Source organism: Streptomyces sp. NPDC050534 (assembly GCF_044457745.1).
GTDB lineage: Bacteria > Actinomycetota > Actinomycetes > Streptomycetales > Streptomycetaceae > Streptomyces.
Genome location: NZ_JBITHF010000007.1, coordinates 329,253 through 352,321, shown reverse-complemented (window position 1 = coordinate 352,321; position 23,069 = coordinate 329,253). Strand labels below are relative to the sequence as shown.

Annotated in this window: 22 protein-coding genes and 1 pseudogene; 4 read left to right on the top strand and 19 right to left on the bottom strand. The window is 72.3% G+C overall.

The genetic code is table 11. The features are described 5' to 3' along the window. Positions 1-40: 40 nt before the first annotated feature. The 4 genes from ACIBN2_RS24445 to ACIBN2_RS24430 all read right to left on the bottom strand — a co-directional run bounded on the left by ACIBN2_RS24445 (position 41) and on the right by ACIBN2_RS24430 (position 2,276). The gene (locus ACIBN2_RS24445) at positions 41-343 is read right to left on the bottom strand and encodes a zf-TFIIB domain-containing protein (protein WP_399137192.1); all 303 of its coding nucleotides are present in this window, start codon (positions 341-343) and stop codon (positions 41-43) included. Between the two features lie 80 nt (positions 344-423). Further along, positions 424-1,368 (bottom strand): phosphotransferase family protein, encoded by a 945-nt coding sequence (locus ACIBN2_RS24440; protein WP_399137190.1) that lies wholly within the window; start codon positions 1,366-1,368, stop codon positions 424-426. A gap of 239 nt (positions 1,369-1,607) precedes the next feature. Next, positions 1,608-1,802 (bottom strand): hypothetical protein, encoded by a 195-nt coding sequence (locus ACIBN2_RS24435; protein ID WP_399137188.1) that lies wholly within the window; start codon positions 1,800-1,802, stop codon positions 1,608-1,610. Positions 1,803-2,000: 198 nt separating this feature from the next. Continuing rightward, a complete protein-coding gene (locus tag ACIBN2_RS24430; protein ID WP_399137187.1) occupies positions 2,001-2,276 on the bottom strand; it encodes a hypothetical protein in 276 nt (91 codons plus the stop codon). Positions 2,277-2,472: 196 nt separating this feature from the next. Between ACIBN2_RS24430 and ACIBN2_RS24425 the strand changes: the two genes are divergently transcribed. Beyond that, complete coding sequence (locus ACIBN2_RS24425) at positions 2,473-3,843, top strand: protein kinase (RefSeq protein WP_399137466.1); 1,371 nt, start codon at positions 2,473-2,475, stop codon at positions 3,841-3,843. A gap of 20 nt (positions 3,844-3,863) precedes the next feature. On the opposite strand, the gene ACIBN2_RS24420 is transcribed toward ACIBN2_RS24425, so the two are convergent. The 10 genes and pseudogenes from ACIBN2_RS24420 to ACIBN2_RS24375 form a co-directional block, all read right to left on the bottom strand. Next, entirely contained in the window at positions 3,864-4,256 is a 393-nt protein-coding gene (locus ACIBN2_RS24420) for an NUDIX domain-containing protein (protein WP_399137184.1), read from the bottom strand. An 8-nt stretch (positions 4,257-4,264) separates the two neighbouring features. Beyond that, a complete protein-coding gene (locus tag ACIBN2_RS24415) occupies positions 4,265-5,086 on the bottom strand; it encodes a TrmH family RNA methyltransferase (protein ID WP_399137183.1) in 822 nt (273 codons plus the stop codon). 64 nt (positions 5,087-5,150) lie between these two features. Further along, the gene (gene cobA, locus ACIBN2_RS24410) at positions 5,151-6,383 is read right to left on the bottom strand and encodes a uroporphyrinogen-III C-methyltransferase (RefSeq protein WP_399137182.1); all 1,233 of its coding nucleotides are present in this window, start codon (positions 6,381-6,383) and stop codon (positions 5,151-5,153) included. Positions 6,384-6,522: 139 nt separating this feature from the next. Continuing rightward, positions 6,523-10,539 carry a nicotinate-nucleotide--dimethylbenzimidazole phosphoribosyltransferase gene (gene cobT / locus ACIBN2_RS24405; protein ID WP_399137181.1) on the bottom strand — a complete coding sequence of 1,339 codons (4,017 nt, stop codon included), beginning with the start codon at positions 10,537-10,539 and terminating at the stop codon, positions 6,523-6,525. Positions 10,540-10,930: 391 nt separating this feature from the next. After that, a complete protein-coding gene (gene cbiE / locus ACIBN2_RS24400; protein ID WP_399137179.1) occupies positions 10,931-12,142 on the bottom strand; it encodes a precorrin-6y C5,15-methyltransferase (decarboxylating) subunit CbiE in 1,212 nt (403 codons plus the stop codon). Between the two features lie 126 nt (positions 12,143-12,268). After that, positions 12,269-12,907 (bottom strand): GNAT family N-acetyltransferase, encoded by a 639-nt coding sequence (locus ACIBN2_RS24395; protein WP_399137177.1) that lies wholly within the window; start codon positions 12,905-12,907, stop codon positions 12,269-12,271. Between the two features lie 162 nt (positions 12,908-13,069). Then, the gene (locus ACIBN2_RS24390) at positions 13,070-13,906 is read right to left on the bottom strand and encodes a MetQ/NlpA family ABC transporter substrate-binding protein (protein WP_399137175.1); all 837 of its coding nucleotides are present in this window, start codon (positions 13,904-13,906) and stop codon (positions 13,070-13,072) included. A gap of 77 nt (positions 13,907-13,983) precedes the next feature. Next, positions 13,984-14,706, bottom strand: coding sequence for a methionine ABC transporter permease (locus ACIBN2_RS24385; protein WP_399137464.1), 723 nt, complete (start codon positions 14,704-14,706; stop codon positions 13,984-13,986). Between the two features lie 20 nt (positions 14,707-14,726). After that, the gene (locus tag ACIBN2_RS24380) at positions 14,727-15,770 is read right to left on the bottom strand and encodes a methionine ABC transporter ATP-binding protein (RefSeq protein WP_399137173.1); all 1,044 of its coding nucleotides are present in this window, start codon (positions 15,768-15,770) and stop codon (positions 14,727-14,729) included. Positions 15,771-16,088: 318 nt separating this feature from the next. Beyond that, positions 16,089-16,768 (bottom strand): annotated as a pseudogene (locus tag ACIBN2_RS24375) (HAD-IA family hydrolase). 69 nt (positions 16,769-16,837) lie between these two features. Here ACIBN2_RS24375 and ACIBN2_RS24370 point away from each other — a divergent pair. Together ACIBN2_RS24370 and ACIBN2_RS24365 are read left to right on the top strand one after the other, a co-directional pair. Next, on the top strand, positions 16,838-17,197 hold the full coding sequence (locus tag ACIBN2_RS24370; protein WP_399137171.1) for a hypothetical protein: 360 nt from the start codon (positions 16,838-16,840) through the stop codon (positions 17,195-17,197). After that, complete coding sequence (locus ACIBN2_RS24365) at positions 17,178-17,630, top strand: hypothetical protein (protein ID WP_399137169.1); 453 nt, start codon at positions 17,178-17,180, stop codon at positions 17,628-17,630. Before ACIBN2_RS24370 ends, ACIBN2_RS24365 begins: the two co-directional genes overlap by 20 nt. Here the strand turns inward: ACIBN2_RS24365 and ACIBN2_RS24360 are convergent. The 3 genes from ACIBN2_RS24360 to ACIBN2_RS24350 form a co-directional block, all read right to left on the bottom strand. Then, positions 17,620-18,117 (bottom strand): GNAT family N-acetyltransferase, encoded by a 498-nt coding sequence (locus ACIBN2_RS24360; protein WP_399137167.1) that lies wholly within the window; start codon positions 18,115-18,117, stop codon positions 17,620-17,622. The two genes, ACIBN2_RS24365 and ACIBN2_RS24360, sit on opposite strands and share 11 nt — an antisense overlap. Positions 18,118-18,161: 44 nt before the next feature. Continuing rightward, positions 18,162-18,668: an RNA polymerase sigma factor gene (locus ACIBN2_RS24355; protein ID WP_399137165.1), complete on the bottom strand. Its 507-nt coding sequence runs from the start codon at positions 18,666-18,668 to the stop codon at positions 18,162-18,164. 74 nt (positions 18,669-18,742) lie between these two features. After that, positions 18,743-19,900: a glycerophosphodiester phosphodiesterase gene (locus ACIBN2_RS24350; RefSeq protein WP_399137163.1), complete on the bottom strand. Its 1,158-nt coding sequence runs from the start codon at positions 19,898-19,900 to the stop codon at positions 18,743-18,745. Between the two features lie 325 nt (positions 19,901-20,225). Between ACIBN2_RS24350 and ACIBN2_RS24345 the strand changes: the two genes are divergently transcribed. Further along, positions 20,226-20,897, top strand: coding sequence for a lysophospholipid acyltransferase family protein (locus ACIBN2_RS24345; RefSeq protein ID WP_399137162.1), 672 nt, complete (start codon positions 20,226-20,228; stop codon positions 20,895-20,897). Between the two features lie 84 nt (positions 20,898-20,981). Here the strand turns inward: ACIBN2_RS24345 and ACIBN2_RS24340 are convergent, their stop codons facing one another. Both ACIBN2_RS24340 and ACIBN2_RS24335 read right to left on the bottom strand, forming a co-directional pair. Next, the gene (locus tag ACIBN2_RS24340; RefSeq protein WP_399137160.1) at positions 20,982-22,493 is read right to left on the bottom strand and encodes an MFS transporter; all 1,512 of its coding nucleotides are present in this window, start codon (positions 22,491-22,493) and stop codon (positions 20,982-20,984) included. Continuing rightward, positions 22,490-23,041 (bottom strand): TetR/AcrR family transcriptional regulator, encoded by a 552-nt coding sequence (locus ACIBN2_RS24335; RefSeq protein ID WP_399137158.1) that lies wholly within the window; start codon positions 23,039-23,041, stop codon positions 22,490-22,492. The genes ACIBN2_RS24340 and ACIBN2_RS24335 overlap by 4 nt, the downstream gene beginning before the upstream one ends. Positions 23,042-23,069 lie beyond the last annotated feature (28 nt).

Below are 23,069 nucleotides of genomic sequence, written 5' to 3'. Positions count from 1 at the left end.
GTCTCGTACGGCCGGGGGCTTCTTCGTCGTCCGGCCGGCGTCAGCTGGAGAACAGCATGTGGCCGAAGCTCTTGTGCCGGTGATGGCTGCCGTGGTGGCCGCCGTAGTGCCCACCGCCGTGGCCGCCGTGCTGGGCACCCCAGGCGGGCGCGGGCGGGGTCGGGTACGCCTGCGGGACGCCCTGGGGCGGCGGCGCGGGCTGGGACCACTGGCCCTCCAGGCGGGTCAGCGCCTCCAGCTCGCCGTAGTCGAGGAAGATCCCTCGGCAGCCGCTGCACTGCTCGATCTGAACACCGTTGCGGTTGTACGTGTGCATCGGCGCATGGCACTTCGGACACTGCATGGTCGGCTCAACTCCTCGCCGGTCGGTCCTGCTTCGTGTTACGCCAGGACAGACTCTGTCCGGCTGCGGTCGGTTGCACCTTACTTCGCACAACCCGGGCTCAACTCCGGCGGGACGGAGGTCATTCGGGCACATGCGTCGATCACGGATACTTCGACCTCGTCCAGGGGGCGGTCCTCCGTCACCGCCTTGGCGACGGCGCGGGCGGCCGTCTGCACGGTGAGGGCGCGGGCCGGGACGTCCAGGGCGGGCCAGGGGTCGCCGTCGGCCGGGACGGCCGGGCCGCCGGCCGCGCGGTAGGCGGCGAGGAAGCGGGTCCATTCGTCGGGCGGGAGGAGGCCGCAGGCGTACCAGGCCGCGGGGCGGGCCAGGTCCCAGGCGGGGACGCCGGTGCCGAGGTCGTCGACGTCGATGAGCAGCCAGGGGCCGTCGGGGGCCGGGTGGCGGACGAGCTGGCCGAGGTGGAGGTCGCCGTGGCAGAGGGTGCGGGTGTCCGGCATGGGGGCCTCCGCGCGCGCCCAGGCGGGGAGGGCGGACCAGGCCCGCAGCACGGAGGGCGTGGCGGGGTGCGTGGGAGCCGCCGTGGTGAGCCGGGTTATGGCTCGGGCCGCCTTGGCGGGGCCCCGCATGGGGGGCAGGGGGGCCGGGGCCGGGGTGCGGTGGAGGCGGGCGAGAAGGGTGGCCGCGGGTTCCCAGGGGGCGGCGTCCGGGGTGTCCGGGTCGACGGGGGTGCCGTAGGGCCAGAACGTGACGAGGCGGCCGTGCGGGTCCAGCTCGACGGGGGCCGGGCTGAGCGGGGGCAGGAGGATGCCGGGGAGGTGGGTCGCGGTGGTGAGGCGGGGGGTGAGGCCGGAGATGGGGGTGCCGGGGGCGTGGGCCTTGGCGACGGTGTCCGCGTGGCGGACGACGGTGGCGTCCGGGCGGTGGGCGAGGGTGGCCGCTCCGCAGGGGCAGGTGGTGGTGCGCGCGTGTGCTGTGGCCGTGGCTCTGGCGGTGAGCGCCGAGAGCAAGGGGAGTGTGGACACGGGGCTCCCTGGGGCGGTGCGGGGTCTCACGCGAGGGTACGGCGATCGGGCCGCCGGGTGACCAAGGTTCTGCGGGGCAGAGCCCTGATGACGGCTGGAGAGCGGAGGCGGACACGGCAATGCCGGCGCAGCTCCCCAGCTGCGCCGGCATTTTTGCCGTCCGCCGCACCCCCGTCCCCACGGGGTTTCATGGGTGGATGTCCCCGCCCGGACCGCTCTTCCGGGCCTGGGGTCGCCGCTCAGCGCCCCAGCATCACTCCCACGGACGACGCCTGTGTGGCCACTGTCTCCCAGCCGTCGAAGACGAAGAAGAGCAGGGCCGCCAGGGGAAGGACCATGAGTGTCGCCACCAGGGGGTGGCGGCGGCCGGTGCGGCGGCGGAACGTGAACCGCTCCTGTGTGCGGATCAGTGTCCGCGGTGCCGTGTGGGCCATGGTCCCTCTCCTGACCGTTCTCAGTTGTCGTTGGCAGCGGCGGGTGTCTGACCTCGGGGGACGAGTGCTGCACCCGCCGCTTGACCTCAAATCTAGGCGTGCGGGCCTCGCCGCACGTCATGCCCTCGTACCGATTGCCGGGCCTCCCGGAGGATGAGCAGTGACCTGCTGCGTACTCCCCTGGGTGGAGACGTGGACCTAGGTCTCAGGGTCTTCCCGGAGGGGGCGCCCGGTGTGCCCCGCCTTTTCCGAGCCGTCCTCCCTGGGGATCGGCTGTTCGACCAGGGCCAGGACCCGGTTCGCCATGAAACGGGCCGTACGGACGACGGAGCCGCTGCGGGTGACTTCGCTCACTTCGACGACTCCTCGGCGGACCGCGGTCTCCACCCTGCGGCCCGCTCTGCTCGCCACCACCTCGTAGGTGCGGGTCGTGTCCCCCGCGTCCACCACTATCTCCACGCGATCACCCTTCACGGGTTCAATCCCCCTTCTTCGGTGGGTGGTTGGGATCATGACAGGGGCAAAGTCCCCCAGTTCAGGCGCTCCCTGACCACTCTTCAATTTTCGCACCCGGCACTGACAATCCGTCGGGCCGAGAGGGCGCGGCCTCTGCGCGCGGGCGGCCGTGGAAACGTAAGCTGTGCCACGTCACACGGACCGGGCAGCGGGGATGAACATGGCGATGATGCGCCTGAGGCGCGAGGACCCGCGCGTCGTCGGCTCGTTCAGGCTTCACAGGCGGCTCGGCGCGGGCGGGATGGGCGTCGTATACCTGGGCTCCGACAAGAAGGGGCAGCGTGTCGCGCTGAAGGTCATCCGGCCGGATCTGGCGGAGGACCAGGAGTTTCGGTCGCGGTTCGCGCGTGAGGTCTCGGCGGCCCGGCGGATCAGGGGTGGATGCACGGCGCGGCTCGTCGCCGCCGATCTGGAGGCGGACCGGCCGTGGTTCGCCACGCAGTACGTGCCCGGGCCCTCGCTGCACGACAAGGTGGCCGACGGGGGACCGCTGAGCGCGGCCGACGTCGCGGCCGTGGGCGCCGCCCTGTCCGAGGGGCTCGTCGCCGTGCACGAGGCGGGGGTCGTGCACCGGGACCTGAAGCCGTCCAACATCCTGCTGTCCCCGAAGGGGCCGCGGATCATCGACTTCGGCATCGCCTGGGCCACCGGGGCCTCGACCCTCACGCATGTCGGTACGGCTGTCGGCTCTCCCGGCTTCCTGGCACCGGAGCAGGTGCGCGGGGCCGCCGTCACGCCCGCCACCGACGTCTTCTCCCTCGGTGCGACGCTGGCGTACTCCTCCATGGCCGACTCGCCCTTCGGGCACGGCAGTTCCGAGGTGATGCTGTACCGCGTCGTCCACGAGGAAGCGCAGCTGCACGGCGTTCCCGACGCGCTGGCCCCGCTGCTGCGCGCCTGTCTCGCCAAGGACCCCGAGGAGCGGCCCAGCACGCTCCAGCTGTCGCTGCGGCTCAAGGAGATCGCCGCCCGCGAGACGCAGGGGCTGGCCGACGCTCGTCCGCCCGCGCCGCGCACCGGTGAGGCGGACCGGCCCACGGGGCGGCTCGCCGACACCTACCCGGAGCAGCAGCGCGAGCACCGCCGCCCGCCGGGTTCGCAGGGGAATCCGCCCTCCCGGGGCACGTCCACGGGATCACGCGGGCCCTCGTCCGCGCGGGGCGGGGCCGCTCCCTCGCGGGGTGGCAGCGCTCCGCGCGGTGGTCCGGCGTCCCAGCGCCCGGGGTCCCGGCCCACGCCCTCCGCGCGGAACACGAACCGGCCGGCGACGGGCAGCCGCCCCGCGCCGCGCAGCGGTACCGGCCGGCCGGGGCCCAGAACCACGGGGACGGGGCGCCGGCCCGCCAATCCGCGGCTGCTGCGGCAGCGGCTCTTCGTCTTCGTCGTCGTGACGCTGCTCGTGGCACTCGGCATCGCCGCGGCCCAGGGCTGCGAGGGGCCGTCGCGCGGGCTGGGCGGCGACCACGGGGTCGTACGGCAGCAGCACCAGCAGCAGGTGGAGCAGGACCGCGCCGTGGCGGAATGACCGGACGGCGGGCGAGGGCGTCAGAGGTTCGGCAGGATCACGTCGAAGAACTCCCGGTCGCCGTCGAAGATCGGGTCGAGTGCCAGGAACTCCTCCGGGGTGACCCAGCGGGCCTCGGCCACCTCGACGAGGTCGGGCACCACCTCGCCGCGGTCCCCGTCCGCCGTCCACCAGTGGAGGCGGAAGTGGCCGTCGTCGGTCTCCGACTCCCAGACCTTGGCGCCCGCGGAGACGGTGAGGCCCACCTCCTCGAGGACCTCCCGGACCACGGCCTGCGCCTGGGTCTCCCCCGGTTCGACCTTGCCGCTGAGGGGCTGCCAGTAGCCGGGGCGGGAGACGGTCGGGCCGCGCCGGACGGCGAGCACCCGGCCGGCCCGGCGCACCACCGCGACGATCGCCTCGCGCTGTTCCACCCGGGCTCCTACGGGGCCTCGGGGCGGCCGGTGGCCACCGCGTAGAAGGCGACGGCGGCCGCCGCGCCCACGTTGAGGGAGTCCACGCCGTGAGACATCGGGATGCGGACCCATTCGTCGGCGGCGACCAGTGCCTGGGTGGACAGGCCGTCGCCCTCGGCGCCCAGCATCAGGGCGACGCGGTCCATCTTGTGCGGGGCGGCCTCGTCGAGGGACTTGGCCTTCTCGTCCGGGGTGAGCGCGAGGAGGGAGAAGCCGGCCTCGCGGACCGACTCCAGGCTTCTGGGCCAGGAGTCGAGGCGGGCGTACGGGACGGAGAAGACCGCGCCCATCGAGACCTTGACGCTACGGCGGTAGAGGGGGTCCGCGCAGTCCGGGGAGAGGAGGACCGCGTCCATGCCGAGGGCGGCGGCGGAGCGGAAGATCGCGCCGATGTTGGTGTGGTCGTTGACCGACTCCATGACCACGACCCTGCGGGTGGTCTGCAGGAGTTCGTCCGCGGTCGGCAGCGGCTTGCGCTGCATGGAGGCGAGCGCGCCGCGGTGCACGTGGTAACCGGTGACCTGCTCGGCGAGCTCCGGGCTGACCGCGTACACCGGGGCCGGGAGCTCGTCGATGACGTCGCGCATGACGTCGACCCACTTCGCGGACAGCAGCATCGAGCGCATCTCGTACCCGGCGCCCTTGGCACGGCGGATGACCTTCTCGCCCTCCGCGATGAACAGGCCCTCGGCGGGTTCGCGCTTGCGGCGCAACTCGACGTCGGTCAGGCCCGTGTAGTCGCGCAGGCGCGGGTCGTCGGGATCCTCAACGGTGATGAGATCGGCCACAGGGTGATACTGCCTTGTCCTGGGTGTGGTGCCAACGGCTGGAACGGGGTTGTGTTACCCGGGGTTACTCGGCAGGCCGCGGGCCCACGCCGACGACCTCGCCGATGACGATGACCGACGGGGCCTTCACCTCGTGGATGCGCACCGCCTCGGCGATCGTGGCCAGCGTCGCGTCGACCCGGCGCTGGCCGGCCGTCGTGCCCTCCTGGACCGCGGCGACAGGGGTGTCCGGGGACTTGCCGTGGGCGACGAGGGTCTCGGCGACCTTCCCGATCGTGCCGACGCCCATGAGGATCACGAGCGTGCCGGTCAGCTTGGCCAGCGAGGGCCAGTCGACCAGGGAGCGCTCGTCGTCGGGGGCGATGTGCCCGCTGACCACCGTGAACTCGTGCGCGACGCCCCGGTGGGTGACCGGGATGCCGGCCGCGCCCGGCACCGAGATCGAACTGGAGATGCCCGGGACGACCGTGCACGGGATGCCGGCCTCGGCGAGCGCCTGGACCTCCTCCATCCCGCGGCCGTAGACGAACGGGTCGCCGCCCTTGAGCCGTACGACCGACTTGCCCTGCTTGGCGTGTTCGATCAGTGCGTCGTTGATGGCCTCTTGGGCCATGAAGCGGCCGTACGGCAGCTTCGCCGCGTCGATGACCTCGACACTCGCGGGCAGCTCGGCGAGCAGGTCACGGGGGCCCAGGTGGTCGGTGATGACCACGTCGGCCTCGGCGAGCAGACGGCGGCCGCGGACCGTGATCAGGTCCGGGTCACCGGGGCCGCCGCCGACGAGGGCGACGCCCGGTGTGCGGGTGCGGTAGTGGGGGGCGACGAGGGTGCCGTCGTGCAGGCCCTCGACGACCGCGTCGCGGATGGCGGCGGTGTGGCGGGGGTCGCGGCCGCGGGCGCGGCTGGTGAGGACGGCGATCGTCACGCCCTCGCTGGTGCCGGTGGCCGGGGTCCAGGCGGTGGCCGCGTCGGCGTCGTCGGAGCGCACGCACCAGACGCGGTTCCGCTCGGCCTCCGCGGAGGCGGCGGTGTTGGCCTCGTGGTCGCTGGTGGCGATCAGGGCGTACCAGGCGTCCGACAGGTCGCCGTCGGCGTACCTGCGCCGCAGCCAGGTGAACTCACCGGCGTCCGCCATGGCCTCGACCGACGGGGTCGCCTCGGGAGAGACGAGAAGGACGTCCGCACCCGCTGCGATCAGGGCCGGGAGCCGCCGCTGGGCGACCTGGCCGCCGCCGAGGACGACCACTTTGCGGCCGGTGAGGCGGAGGCCTACGGGATAGGCGGGATGTTCGGCCATGAGGTGCGGCTCCTCGTCCTGGCTGTGCGATGGGCGCTACGGCGCTGGAGCAGCCCTGACGTGCGGATTTTAGAAGTGGGTTCAGCGTACGGCCGGGGCGGGGTGCACGCAGGGGTGCGTTTCCCGCCCCGGTCCCGGACTACTTCTCGGTGACGCCCGCAGAGTCGAACGTCGCCACCTCGTGCATGGCCCGTGCGGTGCTCTGCACCAGCGGCAGGGCGAGGAGCGCGCCCGTGCCCTCGCCGAGGCGGAGGTCGAGGTCGACCAGCGGGCGCAGGCCCAGCTTGTTCAGCGCCGCCACATGGCCGGGCTCGGCGCTGCGGTGGCCCGCGATGCAGGCCGCGAGGACCTCGGGGGCGATCGCGCGGGCCACCAGCGCGGCGGCACCGGCGCTGACGCCGTCCAGGATCACCGGCGTGCGCAGGGAGGCGCCGCCGAGGAGCAGGCCGACCATCGCGGCGTGCTCGAAGCCGCCGATCGCGGCGAGGACGCCGATGGGGTCGGCCGGGTCCGGCTGGTGGACCTCGATGGCCCGGCGCACGACCTCGGTCTTGCGGGCCAGCGTCTCGTCGTTGATGCCGGTGCCGCGGCCGGTGACGTCGGCGGGGTCGGTGTCCGTGAAGACCGAGATGAGCGCCGCGGACGCCGTGGTGTTGGCGATGCCCATCTCGCCCGTCAGCAGCGCCTTGTTGCCGGCCGCCACCAGGTCGCGGGCCGTCTCGATGCCCACCTCGATGGCCTGCTTGGCCTCCTCGCGGCTCATGGCGGGGCCGGTGGTCATGTCGGAGGTGCCCGCGCGGACCTTGCGGGGCAGCAGGCCGGGGGTGGCCGGCAGGTCGGTCGCGACACCGACGTCCACCACGCACACCTCGGCGCCCACCTGGCCCGCGAACGCGTTGCAGACCGCGCCGCCGCCCAGGAAGTTGGCGACCATCTGGGCCGTCACCTCCTGCGGCCAGGGGGTGACGCCCTGGGCGTGCACGCCGTGGTCGCCGGCGAAGATCGCGACGGCCGCGGGCTCCGGGATCGGCGGCGGGCACTGCCGCGAGAGCCCGGACAGCTGCGCGGAGATGATCTCCAGCATGCCGAGCGCGCCGGCCGGCTTGGTCATCCGCTTCTGCCGCTCCCAGGCCTCGCCGAGCGCCTTGGCGTCCAGCGGGCGGATCTGGGCGACGGTCTCGGCGAGCAGGTCGTGCGGCTCCTCGCCGGGCAGGGCGCGGCGGCCGTACGTCTCCTCGTGCACGACCCACGACAGGGGGCGGCGCTTGGACCAGCCGGCCTGCATCAGCTCGGGCTCGTCCGGGAACTCGTCGACGTAGCCCACGCACAGGTAGGCGATGACCTCGAGGTGATCGGGCAGCCCCAGCGCGCGGACCATCTCCCGCTCGTCGAAGAAGCTGACCCAGCCGACGCCGAGGCCCTCGGCGCGGGCGGCGAGCCAGAGGTTCTCGACGGCGAGCGCGGCGGAGTAGGGCGCCATCTGCGGCTGGGTGTGCCGGCCGAGGGTGTGGCGGCCGCCGCGGGTCGGGTCGGCGGTGACGACGATGTTCACCGGGGTGTCGAGGATGGCCTCGATCTTCAGTTCCTTGAACTGCTTCGCCCGGCCCTTGGGGAGGGACTTGGCGTAGGCGTCGCGCTGGCGCATGGCCAGTTCGTGCATGCTGCGCCGGGTGTCGGCGGAGCGGATGACGACGAAGTCCCAGGGCTGCGAGTGGCCGACGGACGGGGCGGTGTGGGCGGCCTCCAGGACGCGGAGCAGCACCTCGTGCGGGATGGGGTCGCTGCGGAAGCCGTTGCGGATGTCGCGGCGCTCGCGCATGACCTTCAGGACGGCCTCGCGCTCGGCGTCGTCGTAGGCGGGCGCGGCAGGACCGGTGGACTGTGGTGCCTCTTCCACCGCGGGCGTGCCCTCTTCCTCCTGGTCGGCGGCCCTGGTGTCCAGGTCCTCGGCGTTCTGTACGAGTCCGGAGTCGGCCTCCCGCGGGGCCGGAACCATGGCGACCGGCTCCGGCGCCTGCTCCTCCTCCACGGGGAGGATCAGGGCGTGCGGCGGGGTCGGGGCGAGGTGCGGGGTCGTCGGCACGGAGCCGTCGACCGGCACGAACTGGCCTGTGGGCTCGTCCACGGCGGGCGGCCGGAGGGCGTCCGTACCGGCGTCGGCGGCCTCGGTCCCGGGGGCCGGGGCCGGCGCCTCGGCGAGGTGCGGCTGCTCCGCCGGTACGCCGGCACCGGCCGGGGCGGTCGCCTCCGGGGCCGGGGGCGCGGGGAGCACGGTGGGAAGGGCCTGGTCGGCGGCGGGCGCCGGCGGTGCGTCGGCGGGCGACGGCACGTCCGCGTCCGGCACGGCCGGGGCCTGGTCCGAAAGCGCCGGCCCGGGCGCGGCAATCGCCTCCACGGCCGGTGCCGCGGATCGGTCCGCGGAGGCGTCCGCGGGCTGGGCGGGTGCGGCCCGTCCGGCCTCGGCAGGCTGTACGGACTCGGCCTGGGCGGGCACGGCCTGGGCGGGCACGGCCTGGGCGGGCTCGGACTGGGCGGGCTCCGGCTGGGCGGGCTCGGCGATCGCGGACGGGGCAGCCGTGCCGAGCGCGATGCCTTCGGCGGCCTGACCGGCGTCCGGGGCCGCCACTTCGGGAGCCTGCGCGGCATCGGCCGCAGGGGCGACGGCGTGCGGCAGGGGCGCGGCCTCCGACGCGACGGCGTGCGGGAGTTGGGCGCTCCCGGGTGCGAGCGTCCCGAGCAGGTGCTCGTTCCCGGGCATCACAGGCTGCGCGAACTGCGCACCCTCGGGCGCCGCGGCGGTCTCGGCCGCATGAGGCTCGGCGAGCGACGGGCCGGCCTCGGCGGGGGACACGCCTTCCTCGGCGTGCACCGCCTCCGGGGACTGCACGGGCTCCAGCATCGGGATCACTCCATGAGCGGGGGTGGCCTCCGGCAGCGGCGCGGCACCATGAGCCGGCGCACTCTCCGCGGCGAGCACGGCGTCAGGGTTCGGGCCGGGCTCCGGAACCGTGCCGGCCGTCTCCTGTCCGGCGTCCTGGGCGGGCACGTGGGCAGCGCCCTGTTCCGCGTCCGCGGCGGCCTCCGCCGGAGCGGCCGGCTCGCCTTCAGCGGCGGGCGCGCCCGGAGGCACCTGCTCGCCGGCCTCCGCCGACGCCGTCTGCCCGCCGTCCGCGGGGAACTCGGGGAACCCGGCCGACTCGGGGAACTCACCGGAGGCGACGTGCGCGTTCTCCGCGGGGATCACGCCCAAGGCGACGTGCCCGTTCTCGACGGGCGACCCGCCGGGAGCGACCTGCCCGTCCTCCGCGACAGGTCCTCCGGCACCCACCGGCCCACCGTCCACGGGCAGTCCACCCGCGGCCACGAGCCCGCCGTCCACGGGCGAATCGCCCACGGGGAACCCGCCGGCATACCCGCCCTCCACGGCGGACACGCCCACCGGGATCTGCCCGGACTCCGGGTCGTACGCGGCGGCGACCGCCTGTGCCGTCTCCGGGTTGTGGGCCACGCCTTCGGCGGGCGCCGGCTGCGGCTCGTACGGGATCTCGTTGCCCGGTGCCGCCTGTACGCCGTGGGCGAGTTGGGGCTCCGGCGCCTGCGCCGCCGGAACAACCGTTTCGGCAGCCGGTGCCTCCGTGCCCACCGGTACCTGCACCGCGGCCTGGGCCTGGGCGCCCCAGGGGGCCCCGCCTTGAGGAGCCGTCTCGCGGAGCTGGGGGGGGTCGAAGTACTCGGGACCGGTCGTCGGCGGGCCGGGCCGGCGCACGGGCACGCCCGCGGGGCCGCGGTCGGCGAGGGAGCGGACCGGGCTGGCCGACGCGTCGGGGATCGGCGGGCCGAGGTGCAGCGGACGGCGCGACGTCGGCGCCGCCGGGTTGGGCAGGCGGACGCCGTTGAGGTCCACCGAGCCGCTGTCGCGGCCGCCCGCCTCGTGCGCGCCGGGCTCGTGCACGGTCTCGACGACCGGCTCCGGTGCGGGCGGGGCGACCTCGTTGCCCCACGGGCTCTGCGCTCCCGGGAGCAACAGCAGGTCGTCGTCCTCCGCGGTCGTCTCGGAGAGGTAGGTGTACGCGCCGTGCGGGGGGACGCCCGGCTGCTCCACCGTGCCTGCGCTCTCCGGCAGTCCTTCGCCCGGGACCTGGCCGGTGTCGGTCATGCGTACCCCTCGCCCATCGGTTAGTGCTTCTCGGTCCAGCTCTTCGGGAACGGCGCACCGACCGCCCCCGCAGTGAAGAACGAGCGTCCGTGCCCAGCGGCACGAACGACCCGCCCAGAAAAGGCGACAAAGCCATTCAGTGGCATTGTCCCGGTCGTTCCGCCGTCACGACAGCTTGATCCGTGACGGTCCGCTGTGGACTGCGCCACGTTGCGCGTCCTCCGGTTCTGCCGTACCACACCCGCCCCAAAAGGGGCGCGTTTTCCGGACATTGGCGAACGAAAAGCGGGCCACCCGGTGCGGTGCAACGGTCGGCCAGCCTACCGCGAGCGATACGACTACAGGATCACCGGTAGGGCAGAAAACAGGATCACTGGGACGGCGCCCGGGTTCACGTTGTGCGCTCCGGTAGCACCCCGCTGAGCAAGAACGCCACGCTCCGCTCCTTCTCCGTCCAGGCGCGGGTGTCGAGTTCGACGGACTGCAGCAGCGCGCACTCGACCTGGTAGCCGTGCTCCGTCAGGTCCCGGCCGATCAGTTCGGCCTCGTCGCGGGTCGCGGCGTGCGTGACGACGCGCTGCGGGCGGCGGTCGGCGACCGCGGAGACCACGGCCGCTCCCCCACCCCCGACGCGGACGACGTCGGGCTCGGGGAGGTTCTCCAGGACGTGCGGGGCGGCACCCTGGACGACTTGGAGCTGCACGCCGAACGTGCGCGCGTTGGACTCGGTGCGCTCGCAGGCGCGCGGGTCGCTGTCGACGGCGATCACGCCGGCACCGGCCCGGGCGGCCTCCGTGGCGAAGGCGCCGCTGCCGCAGCCGATGTCCCACACGAGGTCGCCCACGCGCGGGCCGAGCCGGGCGAGTTGGGCCGCGCGCAGCGGTTCCAGTTCGCCTTCGCCCGCGAGACCGCCGTAGGACTCGGCGGGCAGTGTCCAGCCGCGCGGTCCGGCGCTCGGGTCTCGGCCGGCGATCCAGCCGGGGCCGTCCGCCAGGGCGGCATTGCCGCCGACGACGATGACGACGTTCGGGTCGCGCCAGGTGTGGTCGGCGGCCTTGTCGGAGGTGACGACGGTGACCTGTTCGCGTTCGGTGCCGAGTTCCTCGCAGATGACGAAGGTGCGGTGCACACCCTCCATGAGCAGGCCGAGTTCGGCGGGTCCGGCGCCCGGTGAGGTGAGGACGGCGACTTTGGTGTGGGCGCGGCACACATTCACCGCGCGTCGCAGGGTGCGCCGGTGTGCGACCACCACCAGGGCGTCGTCCCAGGGCATGCCGGCGCGCGCGAAGGCCGCGGCCACCGAGGAGACGGCGGGCACGACCTCGACCTCGAGGCCGAACTCGGGTGCGCGCAGCGTCCGTACGACACCGAAGAACGCGGGGTCGCCGTCGGCCAGCACGACCGCGGTGCCGCGGTGGCCGGTGATCCGGCGGGCGGCGAGGGCGACGCTGCCGAGGCGGATGCGCTCGGCGCCCGGCGGCACTTCGGGGAGCGCCAGGTGATGGGCGGCGCCGGCCACCAGCGTGGCGGCGCCCAGAGCCGAGCGGGCGGCGGCGGTCAGCGGCGAGCCGTCCCAGCCGATCACCGTGACGCGGTCGGCCATCGTCGTCAGTCTCCAGGGGTTCTGCGCAGGTCGTCGGAGGCGGCCCGGGCGGGCTTGGTGAGGGTACCTGGTGGAGCCGGCGGAAACGCCCGGCGGTGCACCCGTCCGCTCCTGATCGGTCTTGGTTCAGTTCCAGTCGGGGAAGGTCGTGAAACCACCGGAGTCGGCCAGTTGCTCGCCGGCGCCGTCGAGGTCCTCGGGCAGCAGGCTCCAGACGATGTAGTCGGTACGTACGTCGCTCCAGGTGCCGTCGTCGGCGCGGACGTGCGCTATGCAGGCGCCTCGCAGGACGCCCTCGCTGATGCAGCCGATCTTCTGCGCGACCTGCTGGGAGGCGGTGTTGTCGGCCGCCGTGCGCAGCTCGATGCGCTCGAACTTCTGGTCCCTGAGGAGCCATTGTGCGGTGGCGAGCGCCGCCTCCGAGGCGTAGCCCTCGCCGCGTGCCCAGGGGGCGACGATGTACGACATCTCGGTGGAGCGCACGTGCCAGTCGGTCTTGGCGAGCTGGACGACGCCGACCAGGCGCTGGGTGAGGAACTCGGTGACCGCGAGGTCGAGTCCGCGGCCGGTGACGCGCTCCGCGGGCGCATGGTCGTCGATCCAGGCGCGGGCCCGGTCCTCGGTGTAGGGCTGGGGGACGTCCGTCCAGGCGCCGACCTGCTCGTCGTTCATCATCTCGGCCAGTGCGGGCACGTCGTCCTCGTCGAGGGGACGCAGCACCAACCGCTCCGTGCTGATGGAGATGTTGGGGAAGGTGCTCGTCATGCGCCGCTCCGTAACCGTCGGAAAACCTTCAGTGCCTGCTGAACTGCCCAGCATGCAGCATGAAACCAGTGAAGCGCACGACGGGGTCCACCCCCGGTGAGCGAGTGGACCCTGTGCGTGGCGATACGCCGTATACGTGAGGTGGGCAGAGAATGACCCGACTCAGAAGGACGGGATGACCGACCCCTGGTACTTGTCCTCGATGAACTTCTTGACCTCGGGCGAGGTGAGGAGCTTGGCGAGCTTCTTCACCCGCGGGTCCTTCTCGTTGCCCTTCTTCACCGCGAGGAAGTTGCCGTAGGGGCTGTTCTTCGCGGACTCCAGGACGAGGGCCTCCTTGGCGGGCTTGATCCCGGCGGAGATGGCGTAGTTGCCGTTGACGACCGCGGCGTCCACGTCGTCCAGGGAGCGCGCGGTCTGGGCCGCCTCGACCTCCTTGAACTTGAGGTTCCTGTGGTTCTTGGCGATGTCCTGCGGGGTCGCCTCGGTGCCCGCGCCGGCCTTGAGCGTGATGAGGCCGTTCGCGGCGAGCAGCTTCAGGGCGCGCGCCTCGTTGACCGCGTCGTTGGGGACGGCGATCGTCGCACCGCTCTTCAGCGCGTCGGCCTTCTTGACCTTGTGGGAGTAGAGGCCGAGCGGCTCCAGGTGGACCGTGACGACGGGCACGATGTGGGTGCCGCGCTTCTTGTTGAAGTCGTCGAGGTACGGCTTGTTCTGGAAGTAGTTGGCGTCCACCGAGCCGTCCTCGGTCGCGGTGTTCGGGACGATGTAGTCCTGGAACTCCTTGACCTCCAGGTCGAGACCGGCCTTCTTCGCCAGGTTCTTCTTGACGAAGTCCAGGATCTCGGCGTGCGGGGTGGGGCTCGCGGCGACGACCAGCGGGCCGCTGTAGTCGGAGGAGCTCGCGGTGGATTCCGAGCCCGAGCCGCAGGCGGTGAGCCCGAAGGTGAGGGCTCCGGCGGCGAGGACGGCGGTGGTGAGCTTTGCGGTGTTACGCACGAAAAGTGCCTTTCCTTAAGGGTGGAGCGACCCCGCGGTTGGTGGTGCGGGGAGTCTGAGGGGGGTGCCGGACGGGCCTAGGCGACCTTGGTGACGTCGGCCGCGGCCGGGTCCTCGGCCTTCAGCAGGCGCAGCCTGGGCGCCGGGCCGGAACGGCCGCCGCGGCTGTGCAGCGAGCGGGCCGCGAAGTCGCCGGCGAACTGGATGAGCGAGATGACCACGGCGAGGATCGCCACGGTGATCCACATCAGCTCGGTCTCGAAGCGCTGGTAGCCGTAGCGGATGGCGATGTCGCCGAGGCCGCCTGCGCCGACCGTGCCGGCCATCGCGGAGTAGCCGATGAGGGCGACGATCGTGGTCGTGGTGCTGGCGATCAGCGAGGGCAGGGCCTCGGGCACCAGGACCTTGCGGACGATCGTCCAGGTGTTGCCGCCCATCGACTGCACGGCCTCGACCAGCCCGCCGTCCACTTCGCGGACAGCCGTCTCGACCAGGCGCGCGAAGAAGGGGATCGCGCCGACGGCGAGCGGCACGATGGCGGCCTCACGGCCGATGGTCGTCCCGGTGATCGAGCGCGTGAAGCCCATGAGCGCGACCATGAGGATGATGAACGGCATCGAGCGGGCGATGTTCACGACCTGCCCGATCACCTTGTTGGCGAGGACGTTCTGCAGCAGCCCGCCGCGGTCCGTGAGGACGAGCAGGATGCCGAGCGGGAGCCCGCCGACGACGGCGATCAGCGTGGACCAGCCGACCATGTAGAGGGTGTCCCAAGATGCCTGGGACAGCAGGGGCTGCATCGCAGACCAATCGGTCCAGGTCACTTGACGGCCTCCTTGACCAGCAGGGACTTCTGGTCCGAAGCGCCCACGACATCGATCTGCAGGCCCTGTTCGCGCAGGAAGCCGATCGGCACGACGTTGTCCTCGTAGCGGCCGGGCAGTTCGATGCGCATCCGGCCGACCTGGAGTCCGCCGACGGTGTCGATGGCGGCGCCGAGGATCGATATGTCGATGTTGTAGGTGCGCGAGAGCTGCGAGATGACGGGCTGGGTCGCGGCCTCGCCCTGGAAGGTGACGTCGACGACCGTGCGGTCCGCGCCGGTGGCCTCGCCGCCGACCGGGAACAGCGCACCGGCCAGCTCGGAGCCGGGGGTGGCGAGCAGCTCGCTCACGGTCCCGGACTCGACGATGCGGCCGTTCTCCATCAGCGCCGCCGAGTCGCAGATCGACTTCACGACGTCCATCTCGTGCGTGATGAGCAGGACGGTGAGGCCCAGCTGCCGGTTCAGGTCGCGCAGCAGTTGGAGGATGGAGCGGGTGGTCTCCGGGTCGAGGGCGCTGGTGGCCTCGTCGGAGAGCAGCACCTTGGGGTCGCCGGCCAGCGCGCGGGCGATGCCGACGCGCTGCTTCTGGCCGCCGGAGAGCTGGGCGGGGTGGGTCTTCGCCTTGTCGGCGAGGCCGACGAGGTCCAGCAGCTCCAGCGCCTTGCGCGAGCGCTCCCGGCCGGACGTGCCGAGGATCTCCAGCGGCAGTTCGACGTTGTCCTGGACCGTGCGTGAGGCCAGCAGGTTGAAGTGCTGGAAGACCATGCCGATACGGCTGCGCGCCCGGCGCAGCTCCTTGCCGGCGCGGGGCCCGCGTCCCGCGAGCGCGGTGAGGTCCTGCCCGGCGACGGTCACCGTGCCGGCGGTGGGGCGCTCCAGCAGATTGACGCAGCGGATGAGCGAGGACTTGCCGGCACCGGACTGGCCGATGACGCCGTACACCTCGCCTTCGCGGACATGCAGATCGACGCCGTCGAGGGCGGTGACCGCACGGCCGCGTGAGCGGTAGACCTTGGTCAGGCCCGATGTGGTGATCACTGGGGTTTCCGTCACTGTCGAGTACCCGGGCGTGGGTGTGCCCTGGTACGGAGAGAGGATGTGCGCGGGGCATCTGGATCGCGTACGGCACACGGCCTACGGACATGCCACGGCGGCTCGCTTCGGGGCGCGAGGCTCAGGGGATGGTGCAGGGGCCCTCTAGAAGGCGCACATTCGACACATACAACGAGTACCGGGCGTCATGGTCGCCTCGGTCGCAGAAGTGCGGCAGCTCGTCGTGGTCATGTGATCAGTAAACCAGACGTACGGTCCTTACCGGCCACCGCTGTCCGCATGATGGACGGCGGCGGACACCCGTCAGCGGAGGACGGAGATCTCCACTCCCCCGTCGGTGACCAGGGCGGACAGGGCCGAGAGATCCTCGACCACCAGGTCGGCGTCGAGCTCGTGGGCCTTGCGTTGTGGCCAAGGCCACGGTGGTCATGCCGGCGGCGCGACCGGCCGTGAGCCCCGCGGGCGCGTCCTCGAAGACGGCGCCGTGGGCCGGGTCGGCGCCGAGGGCGCGCGGGGCCAGGAGGTAGGGCTCGGGGTCGGGCTTGCCGCGGGTGATGTCGTCGGCGGCGACCAGCATCTTGGGCAGGATGCCGACGGCGGCGAGCCGGGCCTCGGCCGGGCGCCGGGTGGCGGAGGTGACGACGGCCCAGCGGTCGGTGGGCAGCGAGTCCAGGAAGTCCCCGGTGCCGGGCAGCAGGCGGACGCCGCCGTTCGGCACGTCCTCCACCTCCAGCTGCTCGATCCGCGCGACGGCCTCCGGCACGACGTGCGCGGGCAGCAGCTCGGCTGCTATCTCCGCGGCGGGCCGTCCGTGCAGTTCGACGCGGGCGAACTCCTCGGGGGTGATGCCGTACTCCGCGGCCATGGGGGTCCCCCCACGCCCTTCAGGCGTGGGCGAGGGTCCAGCAGCGGTGGACGGAGTCGAGCGAGGAGACGAGGGTGCCGTCGTTGTCGAACAGGAGGGCTTGTGCGTGGATCTTCATGCTCCCGACCCTACGGCGGGGGACGGGGCCGACGGCCTCGGGCCTTTTACGCCGTAATAAAGTCACGGCATGTTTGATGTCCTGACGCTGGTGACCGGCGTTGCCGCGCTGCTGCTCGCCCTCTGGTGCGGCTGGGCCGCCTACCGCGACCAGCCGACGAAGGACTGGCACTTCATCGGCATGGCCGTGGTGTCGGTGCTGGCCCTCGCGCAGCTGGTGATCGGGATCGTGCAGCTGGCTCGGGGCGAGAAGCCGGATCAGGGCACGACGATCTTCGTGGCGTATCTGCTGGGTGCCTTCGCGTGCGTGCCGGCTGCGGGGTTCATGTCCCTTGCGGAGCGCACCCGTTGGGGCTCCGTGACGGTCGCCGCCGGCGGCGTGGTGCTGGCCGTGCTCGAGGTGCGGCTCTATGACATCTGGGGAGGCTGAGGTGGCCGTGACGGAAGAGAAGCAGGAGCCGACGAGGACCCGCCTGATCAGCGGGCCGGGCATGCTGCTCGTCTGGTTCTACGGCGTGATGGTCGTCGGGGCCGTGTCGCGCTCCGTGTACCAGATCGCGACCGAGTTCGACCGGGCGCCGCTCGCGTACTCGCTGTCCGCGGTCGCCGGCGTCGTCTACGGATTCATCACGTACTCACTGGTGCGCGGTGGCGAGACGGCGCGCAAGGCGGCACAGGTGTGCTGCGCCGCCGAACTCGCGGGCGTGCTGATCGTCGGGACCTGGACGGTGGTCGACCCCTCGGCCTTCCCGGACGCGACGGTCTGGTCCGACTACGGCATGGGGTACGTCTTCATCCCCGTGCTGCTGCCGCTGTCGGCCCTGTACTGGCTGCGCAGGTCGCGCCGGCCCGTCACGCCGTAGCCGCGTACGTCCCCGCCGCCTTCTCCAGGACGATCATCGGTACCCCGTCGTTGCCCTGGGAGGTGCCCACCGCCTCGTAGCCCACCTTGCGGTACAGCCGCAGGTTGCCCTCGCTGCGGTGGCCGGTGTGCAGGCGGAACAGCTTCGCGCCGCGCTCCTCCGCGAGCGCCGACTCGGCCGCGCGCAGCAGCCGCGCGCCGATGCCGTGGCCCTGCAGGCGGGGGTGGACGCAGAGCTTGCCGATGGAGGCGGAGCCGTCCTCGGTGACCCGGCCGCGCACCGAGCCGACGACCTCCTCGCCGAGCCGCGCGACATAGACGCAGTCCGCGACCACCTCCTGACGGAGCGAGTCGAGGCTCTGCACGAGCGGGTCGATGCGGTAGTTGCCGTACAGCGCCGCCTCGCTCTGGAAGCACAGGTACTGGAGCTTGAAGATCTGCTCCGCATCCTGCTCGGTCGCCACCGAGATGGTCACGCTCATGCCCATGTGCGCACGCCTCCCGCTCACCTGATCGCCGGTCGTAAACACTCCTATCCCCACGGTTCGCGCGTCGCAACCTCCGGCGTGAGCAAACGACGGAGACAACCCAGGCATCTGGAACGTTCCGGGCCGAGACTTCCCTGTGAGATACCCAACTCCCCCGCGATTTCCCGGTATGTCAGGTCCTTCGGGGACAGCAGCGCCTCCAGCAGCCGCGGGCAGCGGCCGGGCAGCCGGCGGACCGCCTCGCGCAGGGCCCGGCGGCGGGCGGCGGCGAGGGCCAGGTGTTCGGGGCCGCGGCCCGGGTCCTCGACGGGCTCGATGCCGTAGGGCTGCTCGAAGTGGGTCGTACGACGGCTGCGGCGCGCCTCGGAGCGGACGGCGCTGCGCAGCCAGCCGTGCGGGTCGCGGGGCGGGCCGTCCGCCTCGAGGTGCTCCAGGAGGCGGAGCCAGACCGCCTGTTCCAGGTCGCCCTGCTCGGCCCCCGAGGCATGTGCCTCGGCGGAGGCCTCGGCGGTGAGCAGCGGGCGCAGGGTCGCGACGAGGTCGTGCGTCATATGCAGCACGACGCGGCCGCCCGGGCAGGAGGTTGCCCCGGCGGCCGCCGTTCACCCCAACCGGGGCCGGGGGCTCAGCCGTTGACGAAGTCCTCGCGGGCCAGCACGCCGGTGTCCGCGTTGTCGGTGAAGACACCGTCGATGCCGGTCGCGAAGTACGTCCTGAAGGCGCCGAAGGCGTCGCCGTACCCGTCGGGGTCGCTGCCCCTGCGGAACTCCTTGGGCAGGAAGGGGTTCTCGTTGCGCATGGTGTACGGGTGCAGGATCAGCCCGACCTTGTGCGCGTCCGCGACGAGCGTGGTCCGGTCGCCGAGGCTGCCGTCGGCGTTCTTCGTGATGACCAGGTCGAGGGTCGGGCCGATGCCCTGCGCGTAACCGGCGATCTCCCGCAGGCCCTTGGGGGTGATCAGGTCCGCGACGGTGCGCGGGTCGCCCGTCTCGACGAAGTCCCAGGGGCGGCTGTCCGCGGTGGACAGCAGGACGACGAGCGGGTTGTCCACGAGCGTGTTCAGCCGCTGGATGCTGGTCGGTTCGAAGGACTGCAGGATGACCGGCGAGTTCCGCCTGTCCTTGCCGTGCTTGCGCAGCAGCTTGGCGACCCGCTCCTCGAGGCCGAGGCCCAGCTTGCGGAAGTAGGTGGGGTGCTTGGTCTCCGGGTAGATCCAGACCTGCTTGCCGCGCTTACGGGTCTGCTCGTCCTGCCATTTCAGGACTTCCTCGAAGGTGGGGATCTCCCAGCGGCCGTTGTAGAGCGTGTTGTGCGGGCGGTTGGCCGGAATGCGCTCGACCGCTCGCAGCGTCTTCAGCTCGGCCAGCGTGAAGTCCTCGGTGAACCAGCCGGTGGTGGAGACGCCGTCCAGCACCTTGGTGGTCTTCCGTCCGGCGAACTCGGGGTGGTCGGCGACGTTCGTGGTGCCGCCGATCTCCGGCTCGTGCCGGCAGACCAGATGGCCGTCCTTGGTGGGGCACAGGTCCCCGGCCTCGACGATGTCGGCGCCGAGGTCGAGGGCCAGCTCGTAGGAGCCGAAGGTGTGCTCGGGGCGGTAGCCGGCGGCACCGCGGTGGCCGATGATCGTCGGCTTGGGCAGGCTCTTCAGCCCGCCGCCTCCGGCCCGGCCTGCAGCTCTCGCCGTACCGGACAGGCCGAGGACGGCTCCGCCCGCGCCCAGTACCGCCGCGCCGAGGAGCGCACGCCGCCCGGTGCCATCCGCCTGGTCGTCCTGCGATCCCATGAACGCCTCCCCTGAATCGTCGGTCGTGTCGATGCGCGCCGATCGTAGGGGCGTGGACATGACCGAAGGGAGACCTTGGCCGGAACACGCGGGTGACCCGGGATGACGCATGAGAACCCCGGGAAAGGGCCTGACCTGGACGTATGCGATCTCGGTCACATCATGTCGGGCCGGTTACCGGCGGGCACCGGGAGATCACCCCAGGTAAACGCGCATCAACAGTACGTAAGAGCTGGGTGAACCCGATGTGCAAGTCACCGGGGACCGCGAGTATCGTCCTCACCTGCACAGACTCATACCGAATCCCTTGACACCGGAGGGCCCGTTGTCCCGCTTCGCGCTCATCAAGGCAGTGCTCGGACCGATCATGCGCCTGATGTTCCGCCCACAGGTGGAAGGCGCCGAGCACATCCCGGGTGACGGTCCGGTCATCCTGGCCGGCAACCACGTGACGTTCATCGACTCGATGATCCTGCCCCTGGTCTGCGACCGTCAGGTCTTCTTCATCGGCAAGGACGAGTACGTCACCGGCAAGGGCCTCAAGGGCCGCCTGATGGCGTGGTTCTTCACCGGCGTCGGCATGATCCCGGTCGACCGCGACGGAGGCAAGGGCGGCGTCGCAGCCCTCATGACCGGCCGCCGTGTGCTGGACGAGGGCCGGGTGTTCGGTATCTACCCCGAGGGCACGCGGTCGCCCGACGGACGGCTGTACCGGGGGCGCACGGGTATCGCCCGGCTCACCCTCATGACGGGGGCGCCTGTGGTGCCGTTCGCCATGATCGGCACGGATCGGATTCAGCCGGGCGGTGCGGGGCTGCCCCGGCCGGCCAAGGTGACGGTTCGTTTCGGCGAGGCCATGGAGTTCTCCCGGTACGAGGGGATGGACCGGGACCGCTATGTTCTGCGGGCCGTGACCGACTCCGTGATGACCGAGGTCATGCGGTTGTCGGGGCAGGAGTACGTGGACATGTATGCGACCAAGGCGAAGGCCGCGTAGGTCTCCGACGGTTCGGCAGGACTTCGGGCGCGGGTACGGTGTGGTTGCTCGCGCAGTTCCCCGCGCCCCCAAAAGACTCAAGACCTAAAGGCGTTGCCCGCGGAGCAGGTACCAGGCCGCCCCCGCTGTCGCCAGCAGGACCGCCGCGCCCACCCCTGACGCCATGCTCAGGCCGTCGACGAATGCCTCCCGGGCCGAGGTCAGAAGTTCCTGGCCCGCCGCCGTCGGCATTCCCGCCGCCGCCTCCACCGCGCCGCCCAGCGACTCGTGCGCTCCCGCCGGCGTGCCTGCCGGGGCCGTGAAGCCGCGGTAGATGCCCGTGACGATCGTGCCGAGGAGTGCGATGCCGAGGGCCGCGCCGAGTTCGTACGCCGTCTCCGACACGGCGGAGGCCGCGCCCGCCTGCTCCTTCGGTACGGAGGACAGGATGACGTCGGCGGTCACCGTGAAGGAGAAGCCGGCGCCCACTCCCACGACCAGCAGGGCGGCGCCGAGCAGGGGGTAGCCCGTCGACTCGCCGATCAGGGTCAGGGAGGCGAGGGCCAGGGCCACCGCCGCCAGGCCACCCGAGACCACCGCGCGGACCGAGAAGCGGCGCGCGGTACGGCCCGCGACCAGGCCCGCCGCCACCGCGCCCACGGCTGCGGGCAGTTCGGCCAGGCCCGCCTCGAACGGGCGCCTGCCCTGGACGAGTTGCAGGTACTGGGAGAGGAAGAAGACCAGGCCCGAGAGGCCGAGGATGGTCAGCAGGTCGGCCAGGACGGCGCCGCTGAAGCCGCGGTTGCGGAACAGCCGCATGTCCAGCAGCGGTGCGGGGAGCGTCAGTTGGCGGCGGACGAACCAGTACAGGGCCGGCCCGGCCAGCAGGCCCGCACCCAGCGCGTCCCACGAGAAGCCGTGCGTCGCCGCCTCCTTGACCGCGTAGACGACGGCGATCATGCCGACCAGCGACAGTACGACGCTGATCAGGTCCCAGGGGCCGGGGTTCGGGTTCTTCGACTCGGGCAGCAGCCTGATGCCGACGAGGACCAGGACCGCCATCACGGGCAGGTTGATCAGGAAGACCGAGCCCCACCAGAAGTGCTCCAGCAGGAAGCCGCCGACGATCGGGCCGACGGCCGTGCCCGCGGAGGCCGTCGCGCCCCAGATGCCGACCGCGAGGCTGCGCTCGCGCGGGTCGTGGAAGAGGTTGCGGATCAGGGCGAGGGTGGCGGGCATGAGGGTCGCGCCCGCGACGCCGAGCAGGGCGCGGGCCAGGATCAACGACTCCGGTGTCGACGCATAGGCGTTGAGGACCGATATCGCGCCGAACGCGGTGGCGCCGCCGAGCAGGATCCGCTTGCGCCCGATGCGGTCGCCGAGGCTGCCCATGGTGACGAGCAGTCCGGCGATGACGAAGGAGTAGACGTCGCCGATCCAGAGGAGCTGGGTGCCGGAGGGCCTCAGGTCCTCGCTGATGTAGGGGGTCGCGAGACCGAGGACGGTCGCGTCGACGGCCACCAGCAGCACGGCGAGCACGAGGACGGAGAGCGCGAGCCAGCGGCCCGGGCGCTTCACCGCCTCGGTCGGGGTCGCCGGCTGCAGGGTGCTGGTCATGATTCCTCTCTCCGTAGCGCGCCGCCGAGCAGCAGCTCGACGATCATGTGGGTGAAGTCCTTGGGGGCCACGCGGCCTTCGGCCACGGCCCAGGCGGCCGAGGCCAGCAGGCCGTACAGCGCCTCGGTCAGCCAGGCCGGGCTGAGGTCGATGCGGAACTCGCCGGCTGCCTGTCCGCGCCGGAACAGGGCAGCGACACGGTCGTCGATCCTGGCCCAGCCCGCGTTCTGCTCCGCGCCCTCGAACAGCTGGTTCTCGGTGTAGAGGAAGGCCAGCAGGCCGGCGGACGGCTCGATCTCGCGTACCAGCCGGCGCACGGCGTCGGCGGCCGGCCCCTCCTCGATCCGGGCCGTGTCGAGCGCCGCCTCGCACTCGGCGATGCCGAGCGACTCCAGCGCCCGTACGAGCGCGTCGCGTCCGGCGAACTGCCGGTGCAGCGTGGCGCGGCTGATCCCGGACGCCTTGGCGACCTCGTCCATGGTCGCGGTGGCCTTGCGGGTCAGCAGGGCCGCGGCGGTGCGCAGTACGTGATCACGGTCGACAGGCATGAGAGAACCATAGCCCACATGAGACACT

Excerpts from the sequence above, each read along its gene's own strand:
- ACIBN2_RS24445 (WP_399137192.1), bottom strand. The coding sequence starts at position 343 with ATGCAGTGTCCGAAGTGCCATGCGCCGATGCACACGTACAACCGCAAC.
- ACIBN2_RS24435 (WP_399137188.1), bottom strand. The coding sequence starts at position 1,802 with ATGGCCCACACGGCACCGCGGACACTGATCCGCACACAGGAGCGGTTC.
- ACIBN2_RS24425 (WP_399137466.1), top strand. The coding sequence starts at position 2,473 with ATGAACATGGCGATGATGCGCCTGAGGCGCGAGGACCCGCGCGTCGTC.
- cobA (WP_399137182.1), bottom strand. The coding sequence starts at position 6,383 with ATGGCCGAACATCCCGCCTATCCCGTAGGCCTCCGCCTCACCGGCCGC.
- cobT (WP_399137181.1), bottom strand. The coding sequence starts at position 10,539 with ATGACCGACACCGGCCAGGTCCCGGGCGAAGGACTGCCGGAGAGCGCA.
- cbiE (WP_399137179.1), bottom strand. The coding sequence starts at position 12,142 with ATGGCCGACCGCGTCACGGTGATCGGCTGGGACGGCTCGCCGCTGACC.
- ACIBN2_RS24395 (WP_399137177.1), bottom strand. The coding sequence starts at position 12,907 with ATGACGAGCACCTTCCCCAACATCTCCATCAGCACGGAGCGGTTGGTG.
- ACIBN2_RS24385 (WP_399137464.1), bottom strand. The coding sequence starts at position 14,706 with ATGCAGCCCCTGCTGTCCCAGGCATCTTGGGACACCCTCTACATGGTC.
- ACIBN2_RS24370 (WP_399137171.1), top strand. The coding sequence starts at position 16,838 with ATGTTTGATGTCCTGACGCTGGTGACCGGCGTTGCCGCGCTGCTGCTC.
- ACIBN2_RS24365 (WP_399137169.1), top strand. The coding sequence starts at position 17,178 with ATGACATCTGGGGAGGCTGAGGTGGCCGTGACGGAAGAGAAGCAGGAG.
- ACIBN2_RS24360 (WP_399137167.1), bottom strand. The coding sequence starts at position 18,117 with ATGGGCATGAGCGTGACCATCTCGGTGGCGACCGAGCAGGATGCGGAG.
- ACIBN2_RS24355 (WP_399137165.1), bottom strand. The coding sequence starts at position 18,668 with ATGACGCACGACCTCGTCGCGACCCTGCGCCCGCTGCTCACCGCCGAG.
- ACIBN2_RS24350 (WP_399137163.1), bottom strand. The coding sequence starts at position 19,900 with ATGGGATCGCAGGACGACCAGGCGGATGGCACCGGGCGGCGTGCGCTC.
- ACIBN2_RS24340 (WP_399137160.1), bottom strand. The coding sequence starts at position 22,493 with ATGACCAGCACCCTGCAGCCGGCGACCCCGACCGAGGCGGTGAAGCGC.
- ACIBN2_RS24335 (WP_399137158.1), bottom strand. The coding sequence starts at position 23,041 with ATGCCTGTCGACCGTGATCACGTACTGCGCACCGCCGCGGCCCTGCTG.